This is a genomic window from Streptomyces sp. NBC_00704, from assembly GCF_036226605.1.
In the GTDB taxonomy this organism is placed as follows: domain Bacteria; phylum Actinomycetota; class Actinomycetes; order Streptomycetales; family Streptomycetaceae; genus Streptomyces.
The window spans coordinates 1,065,908-1,086,988 of the sequence record NZ_CP109000.1; the positions used below are offsets into that span (position 1 = coordinate 1,065,908).

The window sequence follows — 21,081 nt, forward strand, 5'->3', positions numbered from 1 at the left end:
CTGACGGTGGATCACGTCAGGCCGGGTCAGGTGAGCTGACGTCGTGTCGGCTGCCCGGTCGTGACGGAAGGACCCTCAGATGCGTTCTGCTCGCATGATCCTGGCGACCGCGGCCGCGACGGCCGCTCTCGCGGTGGGCGCTCCCGGCGCCTACGCGGCCGACGGCGGCTGGGACCACGACGGCTCGTCCCACAGCAAGGAGGACAGCTCCTCCACCGGCAAGGACGACGGCTCCTGGTCCGGCAAGCACGACAAGGAGGACCGCGGCGACCACGACTCGCCCCACGGCGGCATGCACACCGGCGGCGGCGCGCTGACCGCCCTCACCCAGGGCGGCGACCGCGACGGCTCCGCCGCCAAGGACCCCCGCTTCGACCCCGAGACCTACAAGGACAAGGACTGGCAGAAGGAGCAGGACAACGGCCACGACAACGGCCGTGAGCAGGGCCAGGACGCCTCCGGCCAGGAGGACAGCTCCTGGGGCGGCGGACACCAGGAGGACGGCGGCGGCTGGAAGGGCGAGCACGACAAGCCCAGCGGCGGCATGCACACCGGCGGCGGCGCCCTCGCCGGCCCCTCCCTCACCGCCGGCGGACTCGGCGTCCTCGCCCTCGCCGGCACCGGCCTGTACGCCCTGCGCCGCAAGAGGACGGTGAAGACGGCCGGGGGTGTGGCCTGACCATGCCTGACGCGATAGCAGCCGTGGCCGTCACGCCCCTGCGCGTGGCGGCCCGGCCGGCTTTCCGTCCGGTCGGTCCCGCGTCGTCCGGGCCCGCGAGCGGCCGTCCGGCCCGCCCCCCGGTGCGAGCCGCTCGCGCGGCCGGGCGCAGGGCGGGCCCGGCCGCCCCTGTCGGCGCCCCCTCCGCGCCCGTACACTGACAAATCGCAGATGGGCGAGCGCAGTTGACCGGGGGGAGCCGCCATGTCGGGGGACCAGTACGGCAGACACGACTACACGATCCAAGCACCACCGATGCCTTCGGCGCCGCCGCCGGCGCCCGCGGACGGGGTGCGGGCCGTCGCGGTGGCCGTGCTCAACCTCGGCGGGCTCGGCCTGGGCTACGCGCTGGTGCGCCGCTGGGTCCTGATGGCGCTGTGCTGGGCCGCCACCGCCGCCCTGCTCCTCGTGGCCCTGCCCGCCGACCCGGACGGCGTCCCGGTCCTCGCCCTGGTCCTGTACGCCGCGTTCCTCGCCGCGGCGGCGGCGCACGGCGCGCGCGTGGGCCTGCGCACCCGGCTCGCCGGACTGCGCCACGCCCCGCTCGCGCTCGGGCTCGGTCTCGTCCTGCTCGTGGCGCCGGCCGGCGGCGTGGTGCTGTACGACGGCGCGCGGGACGAGGCGACGCAGCAGATGCTCCTCGACCGCCTCGACGAGGCCGACCGCGCGGTGGAGGCCGCGGGCGGGAAGGCCTTCAGCACGGCCCAGGCCGACTACGACGGCGCCCTGTCGGTGTACTCCGGCCTGCGGGCGGACCACCCGGACTCCCGGGCGGCGCAGCGGGTGCCGTCACGGATGAAGACCTTCTACACGACGGTCGGCGCGCCCTTCGCGCGGGGTGACTACTGCGCGGCGACGGCGCCGCTGAAGTACCTGCGCACCGTTCCGAAGAGCCTGCCCGGCACGGACCTCGGGGACCTCAGGACCTGGCCCGACGACCGGCTGGCCACCTCGCTGTACGCGTGCGCGTCGGCGGCGCTGACGTCCGGCGAGGCCACCTGGCCGTCGCAGTTCGGGGAGCTGCTCACCACGTTCCCCGGGTCCGCGCAGGCGGCGAAGGTCGAACCGGCCGTCGCGGCCGCCGTGGTCCGCACGGAGAAGGAGCTGGCCGGGGCGGATCCCTGCACGGCGGTCGAGCGGCTGCGCACTCTGGGGACCCGGATCGACGGCCTGACGGGCGGGGGCCCGGGCGTGGCCGACGCCCTCGGCAAGGACTCGCGGCGGGCCGCCGGCAGCGCCGACGCGGGTGCGTACACCTGCGGTGTGGACCAGTACCGGGACGGCGACTTCGACGCGGCGCAGACGACCCTGACGGACTACGCCTCGGCCCACAAGACCGCGAAGAACGCCCCGCGGGCGAAGAAGATCGCGATAGCGGCGGAGATCGCCCGGACCGTGCCGGCCGCCGGACGGACCCTGCCGACCACCCGTACGGGCGGGAGCATCTCGGTGACGGTGCAGAACGACAGCCCCGACGAGATCACCGTCCTTTACACGGGCCCGGTCACCGGGAGTTTCACCCTCAAGGCCTGCGGCGGTTGCAAGGGGTACTCCCTGGGCACGACTCTCAATCCGCGTTTCAAGCCGTGCGGCGACAGCGGGAAGAACTATCCGGAGCGCACCATCAGCCTGCCCGTCGGCACCACGTACTTCCTGCACAAACCGATGGGCGACAGTCTCGCCACGCCCGCCTCGGACACCGCCGAGCTGCGGTCGGGCTATGTCTACACGGAATGCGCCTACACCACGCAGCGCCTGGGATCGGGGCTGTGAACAAGGGCTGAACGACCGGGGGAATCCCGGCCGCTGAAACGACCGTCGGGTCGTGAACGCGTCGGGGGCGCTGCGCGGACGGGCCGGCTCCGGCGGAGCCGGCCCGTCCGCACGCCACGTGTCCCGAGGGCGTCGCCCCCGGGACACGTGGCGTGCGGGGTGGGCCGGCTAGTCGCGGTCGCGCTGGTCGACGCGGGCGAGCAGCAGGTTCGGGTCCCGCTGGGTGAAGTACCCGGCGCTGGTGACGTACACGGTCCGGCCGCGGACGGCCACGGCGGTGGGGTTGGACAGTCCGTCGGCCGCGGTGAGAACGACGTGGTGGGTGCCGTCCGGGCGGACCAGCTCGACCTCGCTGCCGCCGGTCATGGCGGCGAGGACGGTGTCGCGGTGCCGCTCGGTGAACCCGAAGTCGTCGACGGCGTAGAGACCGGTCGCCCGGGTCTGGATCGCGCCGGCCGACCCGTTCTCGCGCACGGGGACGCGCAGCAGCGTGCCGGCGTTGGTGTTGGACACCCACACGGCGCCGCGGTGGAGCCGGAGCCCGTTGGCGCCGACCTTGGCCGCGGGCCGGGGGTTGCGCGGCTCCAGTGCGGCGCCGGTGGCCCATGCCGTGGGCGCTCCCCCGGCGCGCGGGACGCGCCAGACGGTGCCCAGCACCGAGTCGGCGGCGTAGAGGACGCCCCGGCGCTCGTCCAGGGCGAGGCCGTTGGGGAAGCCGGCCGGCGGCAGCTTGGCGATCTGGCGGGGCCTTCCGCCGTGGGCGGGGATGCGCCAGATGCCGGTCGCGGCGGTGCCGGTGGCGTAGTTGACGAACAGGGTGCCGTCCTGCGCCCGGGCGATGCCCAGGACGACGGCCGCGCCGACGACGGGCGTGTGCGGGTTCGCCACGGCGGGCAGCGTCGCGAGGAGCCGGGTCCGGCCCTGGCAGTTCACGTCCACGACCTGCCGGGCGTTGGACAGGGTCAGGACGGCGGAGCCGTCGGGGGCGAGCGCGACGTTCTCGGGGGACTGGCCCCGGGCGAGGTCGAAGTGGGCGGCGACGCGCAGAGCGGTGACGGCCGGTCCGTCTCCCGCGGCGGGAGCGGCGGCGAGCGTGCCGAGGGCGAGAACGGCGGCGGCGACCGCCGGACGGGGAACTCGTGGCATGGGGCCCTTCCTTGCTGCGAAGTGGGGCACTCCGCCGGGCGGCGGCCAGACGACCATCCCTCGGCGCGGCGGCGCCCGGCGCAGTCGTGGCCGGGAGGTCGCCCGCGTGGCCCACGGCAAAAACCCGGCTGCCGCTCACGCGGGTGAGGGGATGCAGCAGACTGGGCCGTACAGACCGACACCCCTCCCAGAAGGAAGCACAGCGTGATCATCTTCGGCACCAAGGGATACCTCTACCAGCTGGCGATACTGACGCTGGTGTGCGGCCGCTGCGGCAACCCCGCCGCTCACACGCTCAGGAAGCGCGTCACGAAGTTCACGCTGTTCTTCGTGCCGCTGTTCCCGATCTCGACGAAGTACGCGACGCAGTGCACCTTCTGCGGCGCGGAGCAGAGCGTGACCAAGGAGCAGGCGGACCAGCTGCTCGTCCAGGGCGCGGGCGCGGGCCAGCCGTACGGCCAGCAGTACGGCTCGCCGCAGCAGCAGCCGCACCAGCACTGAGGCGCGGCGCCCTCACGGGGTGAGCCCGGCCCGCTCGCAGGCGGCCCGGAGCCGGGGGGTGCAGATGCGGGCGACGGTGTAGACGCCGCGGTCGACCAGGACGCGCCGGATGTCGTCGACGGTCACCGCGTCCGCGGTGAGCAGGACGGACGGGATGCGGGCGGTGGTGGGGCTGTCGGTGGTGGTGGTCGCGCTGTCGCGCGGATCCTCGCCCCGTCCGACGGCGACCGCCATCGCGGCCACCGCGGCCGCCTCGTCCTTGAACGGCTTGTACACCGTCATGTACTGCTCGCCCTTGACGATGCGTCGCACGGCGTCGAGGTCGGCGTCCTGGCCGGTGACGGGCGGGAATCTCGTGACCCCGGCGCTCTTCAGGGCGGCGACGACGCCGGCCGCGATGGAGTCGTTGGCCGCGAGGACCCCGTCGATCCGGTCCGGGCCGAGGGCCGCGATGGCGGCGGACATGTTGCCGTGCGCGTTCTGGGTGCTCCAGTCGAGGGTGTCGTACGAGCGGGCGACCCGCACCTGGCCGGACAGGACGGACATCGCGCCCTTCTTGTACCGGGCCGCGTTGGGGCCGGACGGGTCGCCGTTCATCATGACGACGTCGCCTCCCCCGTCCCTCCGCCCCATGCCCTTGAGCAGCGCCTCGCCCTGGAGCCGCCCGATGCGCAGCGCGTCGAATCCGACGTAGCCGGTGACGGGGCCCTCGGCGAGACGGTCGTAGGCGATGACCTTGACGCCGGCCCGGTCGGCCTCCTGCACGGAGGAGCGGACCGCCCGGGTGTCCGCGGCGTCGAGGACGATGACCTTGGCCCCCTTGGTGACCATGGATTCCAGTTGCTGGCGCTGCCGGGTCACGTCGTTCTCGGCGTTGGCGTACTCCACCGTGCAGCCGGGGCACAGCCTGCGCACCCGCGCCTCGATCAGCGGGCGGTCCGAGTGCTCCCAGCGCGGGACCGCGCGGCTCGGCAGCAGCAGGCCCACGGTGAAGCCGTCCCGGGCCTCCCGCCGCCCGCCGCCTGAGCAGGAGGCCAGGGCGATCGCGACGAGGGCCGCGGCGAGCACGGCGAGGACCTGTTGCCGGCGGATGGTCACGGCGCTCCCTCCGCGACGGTGATCTCGCTCCACACCTGTTTGCCGCCGGCCACCGGCACCGAGCCGAACGAGTCCGACATGGCGTCGACGAGCAGCAGGCCACGGCCGCCGGTCGACTCCCAGTCGACGATGACGGGCTTGGCGGGCGCGCGCGGCGAGGAGTCGCTCACGCAGACGCGGACCCGGTCGCCGCGCAGGACCAGGTCGAGCCGGACCGGTCCCTGGGTGTGCACCAGGGCGTTGGTGACGAGTTCGGAGACGACGAGCAGCACGGCGTCGGCCGCCTCCCGGACCTTCCAGCGGCGCAGGGTGCGCGCGGTGAAGCGGCGGGCGTGCATGACCGCGTCGGGCAGCCGCCACACCATCCATCCGGCCCGGATGGGGCGGGTCTTCATGCCGTCGTAGCGCAGGAGCAGCAGCGCCACGTCGTCCTCGCGGCGGCCGACGTCGCCGAGCAGTTCGTCGGCCATGGCGCCCGGGTCCGCGGGATCGGCGGCGGCGAGTGCGGCGCGGGTGCGGCGCATGCCCTCGTCCAGGGGCAGGTCGGCGGCCTCGACCAGACCGTCGGTGACCAGGGCGAGGACGGCGCCGGGGGCCAGTTCGACGGCGGTCATGGGAAAGTCCGCCTCGGCGAGGATGCCCAGCGGCGGCCCGCCGGCCACCTCGATCTCCTCGGTGACGCCGTCGGGGCCGCGGACCAGGGGGGCGAGGTGACCGGCCCGCACGAAGAGGGTGTTGCCCTCCTCCATGTCGAGTTCGGCGTAGCAGCAGGTGGCGAAGAGGTCGGTCTCCATGGCGACGAGGAGCCGGTTGGCGTGTGAGACGACCACGTCGGGCGGGTGGCCCTCCATGGCGTAGGCCCGGACCGCGGTGCGCATCTGGCCCATGATCGTCGCGGCGCCGGCGCTGTGCCCCTGGACGTCGCCGATGACCAGGGCCACCCGGTCCTCGGAGAGGGCGATGACGTCGTACCAGTCGCCGCCCACCTGGAGGCCGCGCTTGGCGGGCAGATAGCGGGCGACGGCGGTGCCGCCGGGCAGTTCGGGCAGCCGCCGGGGCAGCAGACTGCGCTGGAGCATCGTGGCGAGTTCCTGCTCGGCGTCGTGGGCGTGGGCCCGCTTGAGGGCCTGGCCGACGAGGGCCGCGGTGGCGGTGAGCAGGGAGCGTTCCTCGGGGACGAACTCGTGGGGGCGCTCCCAGCCGACCAGGCACACGCCGGCGACCTGGCCCTTGGCGGGCAGCGGCAGGACGGCCAGTCCGCCGTCGCCGACGCCGGCCAGTCCGGGTTCGAAGCCGGTGCCGGCGGGCCACAGGTCCATCCGGCCGTCGCGCAGGGCGGCCTGGAGGGTGGGCAGGGCGCGCAGCGGCGCGTCGGGCCACTCGGTGCGCCACTCGCTGCGCCACACCTCGGGCCAGGCGCTGGGCTGGGGCGGGTCGAGGACGGTGACCAGGAGCCGGTCGTCCTGGATGGCGGCGAGGGCCACCCGGTCGGCGCCCAGCGGCTCGCGCAGGGCGGAGACCACGACGCGGCCGACGTCGCGGACGGTGGCGGCGTCGTCGAGGGCGGCGGTCAGCCACTGGATGCGGGCGACGTCGTCGGTGCCGCGGCGCAGGACCGGGGTGGCCGTCACCACGCCCAGCACCTCTCCGGGCGCGTCGGGGGCGCCTCCCGCCACGCGGCAGCTCAGGCTCAGCCAGCGCATCTCGCCGGTGGGGCCGCGGACCCGGAACTCCAGGTCCCGTCGGACGGTGGCCTGGGCGGACGGCTCCAGGACGGACATCAGGGCGTGCATGTCCTCGGGCAGGGCGTGGGCGAGGAGGGTGTCGACCTTGCCGTCGAAGTCGTCGGGGGTGATGCCGACCAGGTCCAGGAGCGTCTCGTCGGCCTCGATCAGGCCGGTGTCCGGGAACAGGACGAACGAGCCGACGCGCAGGCTGCGCAGGGCGGGTACGAGCAGCGGCACCGGCGCGGGCGCGTCGGCGACCGGTCGCAGGAGGACGGCGAGCGCGTCGGCGTAGCGTTCGAGGAACCGGCGCTGCTCGAGGTCGAAGCCGTCCGCCGCGCCCTGCACGACGAGGCAGCCCAACCGCCGGCCGTCCGCGTCGAGGGGCAGCACGCCGAGCGGGGGCCGGGCGGTGAGCCACAGGGCCCGGTCGGTCCGGTAGGCGCGTGCGGCGGGCGAGTCGCCCGACAGTTCCAGCCGGTCCGGCGGCCGGACGCCGACGGGAGCGCCTCCGGAGGCGTCCATCAGCCGGAGTTCCCCCTCGCCGGCGGCGGGCGCGTAGACCGCGGTCTGTGCCGCTCCGGCGAAGGCCAGGGCCCGGTCGAGGCATCTGCGCACCGTACCTCCCGTCCTGCCGCAGGTGCCGACAGGTTGAGATCGGGGCACCCACCCACCAGAATCGCATACAAGGATCAACCGAACATATCCACCTTATTGTCGTCTACGGCGGGTATCGCATATGAAGGCCTGCATTCGGGACACCGCAGCCGCCGTGACGGCCGTCTCCACCGCGTTCGTGCTGGCGGCGTGCGGGGCGGACGCGGACGGCGGTCCCGCCGGTCGGGGCGGACCGCGCATCGGTCTGCTGCTGCCGGACTCGACGACGGCACGCTGGGAGACGCAGGACCGGCCCCTGCTGGAGAAGCGGATCCGGGAGCTGTGCGCGACCTGCACGGTCGAGCACGCCAACGCCAAGGGCGATGTGGCCCTACAGCAGGAGCAGATGGACGCGATGATCACCAGGGGCGTGGACGCCGTCGTCCTCGTCCCCGTGGACGCCCGCGCGCTCGCCCCCGCGGTCTCGCAGGCCCACGCCGCCGGCGTCCCGGTCATCGCCTACGACCGGCTCGCCGAGGGCCCGATCTCCGGTTACGTCTCCTTCGACGGCGTGGAGGTGGGCAGGCTCCAGGGCCGCGCGCTGCTGAAGGCGATGGGCGACAAGGTGCCCGGCGCCCGGATCGTGATGATGAACGGCGATCCCGGCGATCCCAACGCGCGGGCGTTCCGGCGCGGCGCGCTGTCCGTGCTCGACGGGAAGGTGAAGATCGGCAAGGCCTACGACACCCCGCAGTGGCGGCCGGAGACCGCCAACATGAACATGTCCGGGGCGCTCGCGGCCCTGGGCGACGACGCCGTGGACGGGGTCTACGCCGCCAACGACGGACTGGCCGGCGGGAGCATCTCCGCCCTCAAGGCGAACAAGGTCCGCCCACTGCCGCCGGTCACCGGGCAGGACGCCGAACTGTCGGCGCTGCGGCGGATCGTCGGCGGCGAGCAGTACATGACCGTGTTCAAGCCGTTCGGTCCGGAGGCCGCCGCGGGCGGCGCCATGGCCGTGGCGGCGGCGCGCGGTCAGAGCCTCGGGCCCGTGGCCACCGGCGAGGTGCCGACGCGCGACGGACAGGCCGTCGCCTCGGTGCTGCTCACCCCGGTGTCCGTGACGGCCGACAACATCGGGGACACCGTCGTCAAGGACGGCCTGCACACGGTCGGGCAGATCTGCGTCCCACGGCTGCGCGCCGCCTGCGCCCGGGCCGGACTGACCTGACCCGCGACCGAGGAGGTGGTTCCCGTGCCGGATCCCCCCTTGCCGGCCGTCTCCGGGGTCGCTCCGGCGGAGAAGGGCGTCATCGGCCGGCGGGGGCGGCCGGTCCGCGTCCGGCGTCCGCACGACGCCCGGGACCCGGGCCTCGCCGCCGTCCACCGGGACCTCGCCCCGTGCGGGAGCCTCGACATCCCCGGGAATCCCTTCCTGGGCCGCGAGGTGCGCCGGTCCGGGTTCCTGGACGAAGTGCAGAGGGAGCGCCGCACCGGGCAGCCGCCGGAACGGCCGGCCGGAGGACTGCCCGGCCTGAGCGGCCCGGTCGGGTCGCTCTCCGGCGGCCGGCGGCGGACGGTCGCCACCGCCCGCTCACTCCCGGGCGACCCGCGGGTGCTCCTCCTGGACCAACCCACGGCCGCGCTGCGCTCCGAGGAGACCACCGAGGTCCTCGACCTGGTAGACCGGTCGCGGGACCGCGGTCCCGGCGTCCCGCTCGCCAGCCACGACCCTGGCGAGGTGAAGGCACTCGCCGACCGCGCCGCGATCCTGCGGCCGGGCCGCAGCAACGGCTCCCCCGACGTGAACGCCGCGTCCCGGGAGCAGATCGTCTCGTCCATCACCGGCGCCGCGCAGAACGTGCCCCGCCGGCCGGCCGGCCGGGAGGCGGGGCAGTGAAGAGCATGCGGGGCGTCTCCCGTGGCGCGCGGAGCGCGGCCGAGGCCGTCCGGCGCAGGCTGCGCGCCGGTGAACTGGGGTCGCTCCCCGTCGTCCTCGTCCTGGCCGTCGTCTGGATCACCTTCCAGTGCCTCAACCAGAACTTCCTCTCGCCGCGCAACCTGTCCAATCTCAGCGTGGACATCGTGGGGACGGGACTGATCGCGGTCGGCATCGTCTTCGTGCTGCTGCTCGGGCAGCTCGACCTGTCCGTCGGGTCGATCAGCGGACTGGCGGCGGCGGTCTTCGCCGTGCTGAACGTGAACAACGGGGTGCCGGAGTGGCTCGCGCTGATCGTCGCGGTGCTCGTGGGCACCGTGGCGGGCACGGTGCAGGGCTACTCCATCGCCAGAACGCGGGTGCCGGCGTTCGTGGTCACGCTCGCCGGGCTGCTCACCTGGAACGGTCTGATGCTGGCCGTGCTCGGGGACAGCGGCACCGTCAACCTCGACGAGAACGGGCTGGTCGCCCGGCTGACCAGCTACTACTTCGCCGACGACGCGGTGGCCTACGGTCTGGCGGCGGTGGCCGCGGCGGCGGTCTTCCTCGTGTCCGACCGGGCCCGGCGCCGCCGCCGGGCCGTCGGCATGCCGCACCGCTCGCTGCGCGCCGTCCTGGTGCGCACCGGGGGGACCGCCGTGCTGGCGTTCTCCGTCGCCTACGCGCTCAACCGGTTCCAGGGGCTGCCGCTGGCGTTGCTGGTCTTCCTGGTGCTGGTCGCGGTCCTCGACCTCGTGCTGCGCCGTACGCACCACGGGCGGCAGGTGTACGCGCTCGGCGGCAGCATCGAGGCGTCCCGGCGGGCGAGCATCGACGTGACGCGGGTGCAGACGGCGGTCCTCGCGACGTCGGGGACCATGGCCGCGATCGGGGGCCTGTTCCTGGCCTCGCGGATCACCTCGGTCAGTCAGACGTCGGGGTCGGGCGTGCTGCTGGTCAACGCCATCGCGGCGGCCGTCATCGGCGGCACCAGTCTGTTCGGCGGGCGCGGCACCACGTGGTCGGCGGTGCTCGGCATGCTGGTCATCCAGTCGATCGCCTCGGGCATGGCGATCACGGACACTCCCCCGGCCGTCCAGTTCGTGATCACGGGCGGGGTGCTGTTCGCCGCCGTGGTCGTCGACTCGCTGTCACGGCGCTCCCACGAGGCGCACGGCCGGGCCTGACGGGCGCACGGCCGGCCAGGAGGGCACGGAGCCCGGCCCAGGGGGCGCGCGGCAGCCCGCCGACGAGGACTCGACTTTGCGCGGACACTCGACTTTGTGCGGACATGAGTATCTCCGTTCGGCTGTGCGGTGCCTCCGCGCGGTCTACGGTGGTGCCGTTCCGATTTTGGTGAAACTTGCACCACTTTTTGAACGCAGCGCCGCCGTCTCCCCGTAGTGAGGGAAGAACGGCGCGTCACGTGCGCCGCGTTCCAGGCGATAGGACGACCGTGCCGAACAACTCACCCGCGGCGGAGGGACGAAGAAGGTCCCTCACCAGCAACTGGCCCGTGGGCCGACGACTGCGTGCCGTCCTGCTCATCCCGGTGCTCGTCGCCCTCGTGCTCGGGGGCGTGCGGGTGAAACGCTCGGTGGACACCTGGCAGGACGCCGACGACGCGGTCCGGGTGGCCGAACTCGTCCAGGCGGCGAACAAGTACGCCAGCGACGCGATCAACGAACGCGACGTCTCGGTCATCCCGCTGCTGACCGAGAAGAAGGCCACGGACGCGGTCGTGCGGGCCCGTGCCACGACCGACGCGGACGCCGCGGCCTTCGACCGCGCGGCCGCCCGGATCCCCGGGACCGGCGGTCTGACGCGGCGCGTGCAACTGGTCCGCGAGGGCGAGAAGCAGCTCGCCGCCGTGCGGGCCAACGCGTTCACCTCGCGGATGTCCGGCGTGCGGACGGAGGAGAGCTACCACACCGTCCAGCACCCCCTGATGGAACTGTCGAACGAGCTCGGCTTCGGCAGCGACAACCGGACGAGCTTCGGCCGCACGCTCTACGCCGTGTCCCTGACGCAGGCGACCGAGTCCCTGATCCGCTCCATCGGCACCCACCTGCTGGTCGAGGACCGCGCCGCCCTGGCACCGGGAGAGCTGAAGGCCCAGCTCGCCTCGTTCCGCTCCTACGCCTACCTCGAACAGGTCGGCCTCCAGGAGTACGCCGGCGCCGGAACCGCCGAGGACACGGCGAGGCTGCGACAGGCGCTGGCCGCCGCCGAGGCGCGCGGCAGACAGCAGAGCTCCGAGGCCGCCGCGCAGGCGTCGGCGGCGGGACGCCCCTACGTGAGCCCGCCCCCCATGGCCGAGATGATCACCGCGATCGCCGCCGGGACGCCGGCCGGCGAACTCGCCGCGAAGGGCATCACCCCCGAGTCGTTCTTCGCCGCGTCCACCCTGGGCTTCGACGCCTACCGCAGCGTCCAGGTGAACCTCACCGACGCCGCGCTGGCGAGCGCCCAGGACATCGCCGACGACGCACGGCGCGACGCGATCACCAACACCGCGCTCGTGCTCGCCTCGGTGCTGGCCGCCTTCCTGCTCGCCTCCTGGGTGGCGCGCACGATGAGCACCGGCATGCGCCGCCTGAGCGCCTCCGCCATCGAGATCGCCGGAAAGCGCCTGCCGAGCCTCATCGAGCAGATGTCGCAGCCCGACGCGGGCCGGGCCGACATCCGGGTGACGCCGATCCCGATCGACACCACCGACGAGATCGGCGAGGTGGCCCGGGCCTTCGACCACGTCCACCGCGAGGCCGTCCGGCTGGCCGCCGAGCAGGCCCGGCTGCGCGGCAACATCAACGCGATCTTCACCAACCTCTCGCGCCGCAGCCAGTCCCTGATCGAACGCCAACTCACCCTGATCACCAGCCTGGAGGACAACGAGACCGACCCGGACCAGCTGGAGAACCTCTTCCGGCTGGACCATCTGGCGACCCGCGTGCGCCGCAACGGCGAGAACCTCCTCGTGCTCGGCGGGGAGAAGCCCGCGCAGGCGTGGGACCGGCCGCTGCCGCTGGTCGACGTGATCCGCGCGGCCTCCTCGGAGGTGGAGCAGTACGAGCGCATCCATTTCTCCGGCCTGCCCGAGGTGCACATCGAGGGCCGCGCCGTGACCGACCTCGTGCACCTGCTGGCGGAACTGCTGGAGAACGCCACCGTGTTCTCGTCGCCCCGCTCGCAGGTGCGGGTGACCGCGGCCCGGCTGCCCGACGGCCGGATCATGGTCGAGATCCACGACGAGGGCATCGGCCTGGCGGCGGAGGACTTCGCGACGATCAACCACAAGCTGGCCCATCCGCCGACCGTCGACGTCGACATCGCCCAGCACATGGGCCTGTTCGTGGTCGGCAGACTGGCCGAACACCACGGCATCCGCGTGCAGTTGCGGCCGTCCGGCGAACGGTCGGGCACGACGTCCCTCGTCATGCTGCCCGACACCCTCGCCCACCGCCCCGCCGACGCCCCGTCCGACTCCGACACGCTGACACTGGCCATGGTCAGGAACGTCCCGGAGTCCCGCCACTCCGACGCGATGTCCGCCCTGGGCGGCGGCTCCGGGTCCGACGACGCGTTCAGCGACTACGAGGCCTGGCAGGACGAACCGGCCGGGACACGGCCCGCCGAGGAGCCGCCGCCCAGGGCGGCCCGCCCCCGGCCCCTCCCCCGCCGGGCGCCCGGCGGCCGGGGCCACCGCTCCCCCTGACCCCGCCGACACGGCTCCCCTTACCGCGAGGACGGCGCATCCGGCGGCGTGACACGCCGCCGGATGGCCCATCACACCCCCTGAGGGTCCTTCCGGTCATAACGTCAGCAATATGAAGAAATGCCATATCGCATACCTGGCGTGCACGGCCGCGCTCCTCGGCACGGGCCTCGGCGCGGCCCCGCCCGCCGCCGCGCACAGGATCCACCTGGTCAAGCCGGGGGAGTCGATCCAGAAGGCGGTGGACGCCGCCCAGCCCGGCGACACGGTGCTGCTGAGCCCCGGCGTCCACCACGAGAGCGTCACCGTCAGCACGCCCGGGCTGACCCTGCGCGGCATGGGCGGGCGCACGGTGCTCGAGCCGGCCGCCGACGCCGCGCAGACCACGGGCACGGCCAAGACCCCGAGCACGGCCAAGGCCCCAGGCACGGCCAAGACCCCCCGCACGGTCGAGCCCGCGGCCGTCGGCGCCTGCGCCGCGGGCGGCAACGGCATCTGCATCGTCGGCACCGGGGGCGACCGCGTCGAGGACGTCACCGTCGCCGCCCTGACCGTCTCCGGCTTCACCCGCAACGGCGTCTACGCCGCGGCGACCGACCACCTGACCGTGCGCAACGTGACCGCCGTGAAGAACGGGGTCTGGGGCATCGCTCAGGAGGGCTCCGTGCGGGGCGTGTTCCGGGGCAACACCGCCCGGGACAACGGCGACGCCGGACTGTTCCTCGCCAACAGCGTCTCGCAGGAGCAGGGCGCCACCGACACGGACGGAACGGTGGTCGAGCGCAACCGGCTGGAGGGCAACCGGATCGGCGTCACCGTCCGCCGGCTGCGCAACCTGACCGTCGCGCACAACCACCTGACCGGCAACTGCGCCGCGGTCTTCGTCGTCGGCGACGAGAACAAGCCGAAGGCCGGACTCGTGACCGTGCGCGACAACCGCATCGTGCGCAACAACAAGTCGTGCCCCAAGACCGCCCGGCTGGACGCGCTTCAGGGATCCGGGATCGTGCTGACCGGCGCCGAGGACAGCCTGATCACCCACAACGTGATCGAGGACAACGCCGGCACGTCCCCGCTCTCGGGCGGCATCGTCCTGTTCAAGAGCTTCGTGGGCACCACCAGCGACCGCAACCGCATCAGCGACAACGACCTGCGCGGCAACTCCCCCGCGGACCTGGTGAACACGGACACCGCCGGCAAGGGCAACACCTTCGAAGGCAACTCGTGCCGGGCCTCGCAGCCCGCCGGCCTGTGCTGAACGGCCGCCCGCCGACGCCGTTCAGCCGGGCACCGGGCACGAGACCCCGGCCACCGGCGGCTTCGGCACTCCACGCGCTCCCCGCACTCCGCGCGCTCCAGGAACCTCAGGCACTCAGGAACCCACGCAGGAAAGAAGGCGGCAGATGACGACCGTTCAGCCTCCCGAGCTCTCGGACCCGCCGGTGCAGGGGGCGGCGCCCCCCGTCCCGCCCCCGTCCATGCGGCTGAGGGAACTCGCGTTCGGGGCGGCGTGCGCCGCCGCCCTGCGCGCGGCGGCCCGGCTGGGCGTCGCCGACGCCCTCGGCGACGCCCCGATGCCCGTGGCGGACCTCGCGGCCGCGGTGAAGACCGAGCCCAAGCCGCTGCGCCGGCTCCTGCGGGCCCTGTCCTGCTACGGCGTGTTCGCCGAGCGGGCCGACGGGACGTTCGCGCACACCGACGTCTCGCGGCTGCTGCGCGAGGACGACCCGGCCAGCCTGCGCGCCATCACCCTGTGGTGCACCGAGCCCTGGACGTGGGACGCCTGGCCGCTGCTGGACGAGGCCGTGCGCACCGGCCGCAACGTCGTGCAGGACCTGTACGGCAAGGAGTTCTTCCCCTACCTCAACGAGGACGCCCCGGAGTCGGCGGACGTCTTCAACCGCGCCATGACGACGTCCAGCGTGCAGTCGGCGCGGGACGTGGCGCAGTTCCTCGACCTGTCGCGCAACTCGTCCGTCGCGGACCTCGGCGGCGGCCAGGGGCACGTGGTGGCGAGCCTGCTGGACAAGTACCCGACGATGCACGGGACGCTGCTCGACCTTCCCCGCGTGGTGGAGAACGCGGTGCCGAGGCTGCTCCCCGGCGGCGACCTCGCCGACCGGGCGCGCGTGGTGCCGGGCGACGTCCGCGAGGCGGTCCCGGTGAAGGCGGACGTCTACGTCATCAAGAACATCCTGGAGTGGGACGACGAGAGCACGGCCCGCACGCTGCGCAACGTGCGCGAGGCGGGCGGCCCCGGAGCACGGGTCGTGGTGATCGAGAACCTCGTCGACGACACCCCGTCGATGCGGTTCAGCACCGCCATGGACCTGATGCTGCTGCTCAACGTCGGAGGGGCCAAGCACACCACCGAGAGCATGGTCGCCCGGCTGACCGACGCGGGCCTGGTCATCGACGACATCAGCCCGGTCAACCCCTACCTGCACGCGTTCGACTGCCACGTCGGCGGCTGACGCGCCCCCCTTCCGTCCCTCGCACCCCGCAGACCACCGGTCGCCGGGCCCGCAGCGCCGCGGGCCCGGCGACCGGTGACGACCGGGGTCAGCCGGCCGGCTCGCGCTCCCACAGGTAGAAGCGCTGCGCCATGGCGTCCTTCGGGGAGCGCCAGGTCTCGGGGTCGTAGGCGCTGACGTACGCGGACAGCCGCTCGCTCACGTCCCGGAACTCGGGGTGTCCGGTGATCTTCGCGATGGCGGGGCCGGGCTCGCGCTCCGACTCGATCATGTGCATGTAGACGTCGCCGAACTGGAAGAGGCTGCGCCGGACGACGCCGACGAGGTGCGGCAGCTCTCCCCGGTCGGACTCCTCGAACACCTTGGCGATGTCGGGGGCCGATCCGGGGGCCATCCGGGCGACGATGAGGGCCTGGTGCATGGAACCGTTCTCCGTCCGGCTCAGTCGGTCAGTCCGGGAGTGGCGCCGCGCTCGGCGGCGGCCTTCTCGATGCGGTCCCGGATCAGGCCCATCTGGACCTTGGAGTTGCGGTTGATGTTGTCGGTCATCCAGTCGTCGTCGACCGGAGCCTCCGGCTTCATCGCGAAGTCCTGCGTCCACACCATCCGCGTGCCGCCCGGGACCTCCTCGTAGCGCCAGTGGATGTTCATGTGGTCGAACGGGCCCGTCTCGACCCGGCGGGCCTGGACCGTGCGCGTCTCGCGGTCCGGCTCGCGCTCCGACACCCAGCTCCACACGGTCCCGTTCTCGTCCGGGTGCATGGTCAGCCGGAAGGTCGTCCTGCGTCCCTCCCGCGAGAGGATCTCGACGGACGCGTACTCGGTGAACAGCCGCGGCCAGTTCTCCAGATCGTTGGTGATCTCCCAGACGAGGTCCAGGGGCGCGGCGATGGTGATCTCGTTCTGTGTGTGTCCGGACATCTCAGGCTCCTGTCATGAGGGCGCTGTTGACGAGGTCGAGGAACTCGCGGGGCGTCTTGGAGCGTTCGGCGTCGGGCGGCATCGGCGTGCCGTACCGGTTCTCCAGCTCGCCCACGATGCCGAGCAGCCCCAGCGAGTCCACGCCCAGGGTGTCGAAGCCGGTCTCCGGCTCCCGCAGCCGGTCCGGGGCGACGGTGACGCCGGCGGACTTCTTCATGAGTTCGGCCAGCTCTTCCACGGTGATGCGGTCGGTCATCGGTTCCTCTTCTCTCCTGGCTGAGCGTTGTCTCCTGGCTGGGCGGCGCCTCGCTACGAGGCGTCGGCGGCGCCGTGCCGGAGCACCAGCGCCGAGTTCGACCCCATGAGTCCCCGGCTCAGGACCAGTGCCGTGCGCACCTCGGCGGTGCGGGCGCGGCCGGTCACGAGGTCGAGGTCATGGCAGACGTCGAAGACGTTGGGGGTCGGGGGGATCAGACCGTGCTCCATCGTGAGCACGGCCGCCGCGGCGTCCGTCAGCGGCGCCGCGCAGTACCCCCGCCCGATGCCGGTCTTCGGCGCCGTGACGGGCACCCGGGTCCCGTGCGGGCCGAGCGCGTCGACGATGGCCAGCGCCTCGGCGCGGTCCGCCTCCGGGACGCCGAGGGCGTCGGCGAAGACCACGTCGATCTCCTCCGGGGCGCAGCCGGCCTCCTCCAGGGCTCCCCGGACGGCCTGGGCGAGCCCTTCCCGGGACTCGGCCCAGCGCGAGGCGCCGGTGAAGGTCGCCGCGTGTCCGGCGAGGACGGCCCGCGCCCGCGCCCCGCGTGCCCGGGCGGTCCCGGCGGCCTCCACCACCATCATGGCGCCGCCCTCGGCCGGCACGAACCCGCAGGCCGCGGAGGTGAACGGGCGGTAGGCACGGGTCGGGTCGTCGACCGTGGAGAGTTCCTCGTAGCCGAGCTGGCAGACCAGCGAGTACGGGGCGATCGGCGCCTCGGTCGCCCCGGCGACGATCACGTCGGTGCCGCGGCGCACGGCCCGCGCCGCGTGGGCGAGGGCGTCCAGGCCGCCGGCCTCGTCGGCGGCGACGACCGAGCAGGGGCCCTTGAAGCCGCGGCGGATGGAGATCTGGCCGGTGCTCGCCGCGTAGAACCAGGCGATGGACTGGTAGGGGCCGACGTGCCGGCTGCCCTTGCTCCACAGCTGTTGCAGTTCGCGCTGGCCGAACTCGCCGCCGCCGGAGCCGGCCGCGGTGACCACGCCCACGGAGTACGGCGCGGCGTCGGTCTCGGCCCGGCTCAGGCCCGCGTCCTCCAGCGCCTGGTCGGCGGCGGCCATCGCGAAGTGGGTGAACCGGTCGGTCTGGACGAGGTAGCGCTCCTCGACCGCGGCGGACGGGTCGAAGTCGCGGATCTGGCCCGCCACCCGCAGCGGCAGGTGCTCGCAGCCCTCGCGGGTGACCCGGTCCAGAACGCTGATGCCCTCCCTGGTGGACTTCCAGAAGGTCTCCGTGCCGGCGCCGTTGGGCGCGACCACGCCGATTCCCGTGACGACCGGGCGCCGTTGAAGGGGTTCGCTCATCGTGTCTTCTCCCTCGGCCGGTTCATGACCACCGCGGACTGGAAGCCGCCGAACCCGCTGCCCACCGAGAGCACGCTGCTCAGCCTGCGCTCGCGGGCCACGCGGGGGACGTAGTCCAGGTCGCACTCGGGGTCGGGCGTCTCGTAGTTGGCGGTCGGCGGCACGACCTGGTGGGCCAGCGCCAGGACGCAGGCGACGAGTTCGATCGCCCCGATCGCGCCCAGGGAGTGGCCCACCATGGACTTGATGGAGCTCATCGGGGTGTCGTAGGCGTGCGCGCCCAGGACCCGCTTCACGGCGGCGGTCTCGTGACGGTCGTTCTGCTTGGTGCCCGACCCGTGCGCGTTGACGTAGTCGATCGCGCCGGCGTCGACGCGGGCGTGGTCGAGGGCGGCCTCGATGGCCCGGGCCATCTCCAGGCCCTCGCTGGTCAGGCCGGTCATGTGGTACGCGTTGCCGAAGGTGGCGTAGCCGCCCAGCTCGCAGTAGACGTGGGCGCCGCGGGCGCGGGCGTGCTCCAGTTCCTCCAGGACGAGCACGGCGCCGCCCTCGCCCATCACGAACCCGTCGCGGTCGGCGTCGAAGGGACGCGAGGCGTGGGCGGGGTCGTCGTTGTTGCAGGAGGTCGCCTTGATCGCGTCGAAGCACGCCATGGTGATCGGGGAGATCGGCGAGTCCGAGGCGCCGGCTATGCAGATGTCGGCCCGGCCCTCCTCGACGGTGTGGAAGGCGTAGCCGACCGCGTCGAGTCCGGAGGTGCAGCCGGTGGAGACGGTCTGCACCGGGCCGCGCGCCCCGAAGCGCTCCGCCACCGTGGAGGCCAGCGTGCTGGGGGTGAAGGCGCGGTGCAGGTGCGGGGCCGCCTCGCGGTGGTCCACGTCCCAGCGCTGCCCGCCGTGGCTGACGAGGACGTAGTCCTTCTCCAGCCGGGTGGTGCCGCCGACCGCGGTGCCCAGGGAGACGCCGACCCGCCAGGGGTTCTCGGCCGCGAGGTCGAGACCGGCGTCGCGGACCGCCTCGTCTCCGGCGACCATGGCGAACTGGATGTAGCGGTCGCACCGTTCGGCGTCGCGGGCGTCCAGGCCGTGGGCCGCCGGGTCGAAGTCGCACTCGGCGGCGATCCGCGAGCGCAGGCCGGCCGGGTCGAAGAACGTGATGCCGCGCGTCGCCGTGCGCCCCTCGGCCAGGAGCTTCCAGAACGCCGGCACGCCTATGCCGCCGGGGGCGACGATGCCTATGCCGGTGACCGCGACGCGTCTGGTCATGACCGCACCTGACGTCGTGCGGCCGCCTCGGAGCCGATCACCACCGGCTCGGCGTCGGCTTCCTCGGTGTCGACGTGGCCGAGCGGCGGGGTGGGCGCCAGCGGGCCGAGGTGGAAGACCATGCGGGCCTCGACGTTGCCGACGTTGCGGAAGCGGTGCCGCATGCCGACGGGGATCATCAGCCCCTGCTCGGGCTGGAGGGCCTGCGCCTCGCCGTCGAGGTCCACCTCCAGCTGCCCGCACACCACGTAGACGAACTCCTCGGAGTACGGGTGGTAGTGCTCGGCGATGCGGTCGCCCGGCTTGATGAGGGCGACGCCCATGAAACCGCTGGTCGAGCCGACCGTGGCGGGGGTGAGCATGGCGCGCAGGTCGCCGCCGCGCCGGGTGTTGGGCTCGACCTCGCTGAGATCCACGACTCTGGGACGGGATGTGATCACGACGTTCCTCCGATGGTGTACTGCGCCGGCGTGGGAGGGGCGGGAGGCCCGCCCCCGCCCACGTGAGGGGAGATCAGGCCTCGGGCGACCGGCGGTCGGTGACGAGGTCCATGCGCGCCAGCTCCAGGAACCGCGCGAGCCGGACGTCCTTCGCGGCGGACCCGCCGGACGCGGCCGCGTCGTCCTGGAGCGTGGTCAGCTCGGCCACCTGCTGGGGGTCGGCGAGGCCCAGGGCCTGGCCGGGGTCGGCGGAGCCGAGTCCGCCGCGCACGTCGATCAGCCGGACGACGACGTCGTCGCGCTGGAAGATCGTGCTGCGCAGGACCGGGTTGCGCGGGTCGTCCGCGGCGGCCTCGTCCTGCCGGGCGAGCAGTTCGGCCAGCTTCATGCCGCGGTCCGGCCGGGTCGGGTAGCACAGGGCGTACCGCTCGGCCTGCGCGTCGTGCCGGTCCGCCGTCACGTGGTGGACGGCGGGCAGCGCGGCCCGGGTGAAGAACACCCGCGCGGACTCGGGGTCGTTGAGGTCCCGGTCCTGCTCCAGGTAGGGGTTGATGGCCTCCTCGACGGCCCGCACCTCGGGCTGGCGGGAGACGTGGCGCAGCGCGGACAGCAGGTCGCCCCGCACCTCGATGGCCCGCACGACGCGGTTGCCGTGCATGAACAGCGAGGTGCGGCACAGCCGGGTGGTGTCGTCGACCTGCGGCTCGGGCGAGGCGTAGTCGGCGAGGATCTTGGCAACGATGTCTTCGCTGCCCGGCTTGACCGTGAAGGTCAGCGCGTGCCGGATCATGCCGTCGCCGATGCGGGGCGACGACTGGAGGCGGCGCTTGCCCTGGTCGCCGGGGGCCGGGCCGCCCGTCTCGCGGACGACGTGGAAGCGCAGCGACCTGGTGTCGCGCACGCAGCTGTGCAGCGGCTCCACCATCCGCACGTGCTCCTCGCTGTTGACCCAGGCGAGGAACGGCGGGGCGCTCTCCCACTCGCTGGTGATGAGCCACTGGGAGGGGTTCTCGATGGACTGGCACAGCTGGTCGCTGACATGTCCGGGGACGGACGCGACCTGGTTGCAGAGCTGCTCGTAGGCCTCCAGGAACTGCTGCTGAGCCCCGTCGTAGACGTCGACCAGGAGGACGACGCGAAGGCGGGAGCCGTCGAACACGGACTGGGAGACGCGTTGCGACGCCTGTCGAGTCCGCGAGCCTGCAACACGTTCGGACGTGGTGGTCATCCT

The 21,081-nt window shown here is 73.4% G+C and carries 19 protein-coding genes; 9 read left to right on the forward strand and 10 right to left on the reverse strand.

Translation table 11 applies throughout. The features are described 5' to 3' along the window. Nucleotides 1-79 precede the first annotated feature (79 nt). Nucleotides 80-679 carry a hypothetical protein gene (locus tag OG802_RS04630; RefSeq protein ID WP_329407449.1) on the forward strand — a complete coding sequence of 200 codons (600 nt, stop codon included), beginning with the start codon at nt 80-82 and terminating at the stop codon, nt 677-679. Between the two features lie 243 nt (nt 680-922). Further along, nucleotides 923-2,491, forward strand: coding sequence for a hypothetical protein (locus OG802_RS04635; protein ID WP_329407451.1), 1,569 nt, complete (start codon nt 923-925; stop codon nt 2,489-2,491). Nucleotides 2,492-2,659: 168 nt separating this feature from the next. Here OG802_RS04635 and OG802_RS04640 read toward each other — a convergent pair whose 3' ends face one another. After that, nucleotides 2,660-3,637, reverse strand: coding sequence for an SMP-30/gluconolactonase/LRE family protein (locus OG802_RS04640; protein WP_329407453.1), 978 nt, complete (start codon nt 3,635-3,637; stop codon nt 2,660-2,662). Nucleotides 3,638-3,841: 204 nt separating this feature from the next. Here OG802_RS04640 and OG802_RS04645 point away from each other — a divergent pair, with 204 nt between their 5' ends. After that, complete coding sequence (locus OG802_RS04645; RefSeq protein ID WP_329407455.1) at nt 3,842-4,138, forward strand: zinc-ribbon domain-containing protein; 297 nt, start codon at nt 3,842-3,844, stop codon at nt 4,136-4,138. A 12-nt stretch (nt 4,139-4,150) separates the two neighbouring features. On the opposite strand, the gene OG802_RS04650 is transcribed toward OG802_RS04645, so the two are convergent. Both OG802_RS04650 and OG802_RS04655 read right to left on the reverse strand, forming a co-directional pair. Then, a complete protein-coding gene (locus OG802_RS04650) occupies nt 4,151-5,236 on the reverse strand; it encodes a substrate-binding domain-containing protein (RefSeq protein WP_329407456.1) in 1,086 nt (361 codons plus the stop codon). After that, nucleotides 5,233-7,578 (reverse strand): SpoIIE family protein phosphatase, encoded by a 2,346-nt coding sequence (locus OG802_RS04655; RefSeq protein WP_329407457.1) that lies wholly within the window; start codon nt 7,576-7,578, stop codon nt 5,233-5,235. Before OG802_RS04655 ends, OG802_RS04650 begins: the two co-directional genes overlap by 4 nt. 121 nt (nt 7,579-7,699) lie before the next feature. Here OG802_RS04655 and OG802_RS04660 point away from each other — a divergent pair, with 121 nt between their 5' ends. The 6 genes from OG802_RS04660 to OG802_RS04685 all read left to right on the forward strand — a co-directional run bounded on the left by OG802_RS04660 (nt 7,700) and on the right by OG802_RS04685 (nt 15,664). Then, the gene (locus OG802_RS04660) at nt 7,700-8,788 is read left to right on the forward strand and encodes a sugar ABC transporter substrate-binding protein (protein WP_329407459.1); all 1,089 of its coding nucleotides are present in this window, start codon (nt 7,700-7,702) and stop codon (nt 8,786-8,788) included. A gap of 24 nt (nt 8,789-8,812) precedes the next feature. Then, the gene (locus tag OG802_RS04665) at nt 8,813-9,457 is read left to right on the forward strand and encodes a sugar ABC transporter ATP-binding protein (RefSeq protein WP_329407461.1); all 645 of its coding nucleotides are present in this window, start codon (nt 8,813-8,815) and stop codon (nt 9,455-9,457) included. A 5-nt stretch (nt 9,458-9,462) separates the two neighbouring features. Further along, nucleotides 9,463-10,662 carry a sugar ABC transporter permease gene (locus tag OG802_RS04670; protein ID WP_329416933.1) on the forward strand — a complete coding sequence of 400 codons (1,200 nt, stop codon included), beginning with the start codon at nt 9,463-9,465 and terminating at the stop codon, nt 10,660-10,662. Between the two features lie 329 nt (nt 10,663-10,991). Then, the gene (locus OG802_RS04675; RefSeq protein WP_329407463.1) at nt 10,992-13,190 is read left to right on the forward strand and encodes a sensor histidine kinase; all 2,199 of its coding nucleotides are present in this window, start codon (nt 10,992-10,994) and stop codon (nt 13,188-13,190) included. A gap of 112 nt (nt 13,191-13,302) precedes the next feature. After that, on the forward strand, nt 13,303-14,448 hold the full coding sequence (locus OG802_RS04680; RefSeq protein WP_329407465.1) for a right-handed parallel beta-helix repeat-containing protein: 1,146 nt from the start codon (nt 13,303-13,305) through the stop codon (nt 14,446-14,448). A 145-nt stretch (nt 14,449-14,593) separates the two neighbouring features. Next, nucleotides 14,594-15,664 carry a methyltransferase gene (locus tag OG802_RS04685; protein WP_443055180.1) on the forward strand — a complete coding sequence of 357 codons (1,071 nt, stop codon included), beginning with the start codon at nt 14,594-14,596 and terminating at the stop codon, nt 15,662-15,664. Between the two features lie 88 nt (nt 15,665-15,752). Here OG802_RS04685 and OG802_RS04690 read toward each other — a convergent pair whose 3' ends face one another. From OG802_RS04690 to OG802_RS04720, 7 genes are all read right to left on the reverse strand, one after another. Further along, a complete protein-coding gene (locus OG802_RS04690) occupies nt 15,753-16,085 on the reverse strand; it encodes a TcmI family type II polyketide cyclase (RefSeq protein ID WP_069772252.1) in 333 nt (110 codons plus the stop codon). 20 nt (nt 16,086-16,105) lie between these two features. Further along, nucleotides 16,106-16,585, reverse strand: a complete 480-nt coding sequence (locus OG802_RS04695) for an SRPBCC family protein (protein ID WP_329407468.1) — start codon at nt 16,583-16,585, stop codon at nt 16,106-16,108. 1 nt (nt 16,586) lies between these two features. Then, complete coding sequence (locus OG802_RS04700; RefSeq protein ID WP_069772250.1) at nt 16,587-16,841, reverse strand: acyl carrier protein; 255 nt, start codon at nt 16,839-16,841, stop codon at nt 16,587-16,589. A 53-nt stretch (nt 16,842-16,894) separates the two neighbouring features. Further along, nucleotides 16,895-18,145 (reverse strand): ketosynthase chain-length factor, encoded by a 1,251-nt coding sequence (locus OG802_RS04705; RefSeq protein ID WP_329407471.1) that lies wholly within the window; start codon nt 18,143-18,145, stop codon nt 16,895-16,897. Continuing rightward, the gene (locus tag OG802_RS04710) at nt 18,142-19,410 is read right to left on the reverse strand and encodes a beta-ketoacyl-[acyl-carrier-protein] synthase family protein (protein WP_329407473.1); all 1,269 of its coding nucleotides are present in this window, start codon (nt 19,408-19,410) and stop codon (nt 18,142-18,144) included. Before OG802_RS04710 ends, OG802_RS04705 begins: the two co-directional genes overlap by 4 nt. After that, the gene (locus OG802_RS04715; protein ID WP_329407474.1) at nt 19,407-19,850 is read right to left on the reverse strand and encodes a cupin domain-containing protein; all 444 of its coding nucleotides are present in this window, start codon (nt 19,848-19,850) and stop codon (nt 19,407-19,409) included. The genes OG802_RS04710 and OG802_RS04715 overlap by 4 nt, the downstream gene beginning before the upstream one ends. Nucleotides 19,851-19,923: 73 nt before the next feature. Continuing rightward, nucleotides 19,924-21,078 carry a SchA/CurD-like domain-containing protein gene (locus OG802_RS04720; RefSeq protein WP_329407476.1) on the reverse strand — a complete coding sequence of 385 codons (1,155 nt, stop codon included), beginning with the start codon at nt 21,076-21,078 and terminating at the stop codon, nt 19,924-19,926. Nucleotides 21,079-21,081 lie beyond the last annotated feature (3 nt).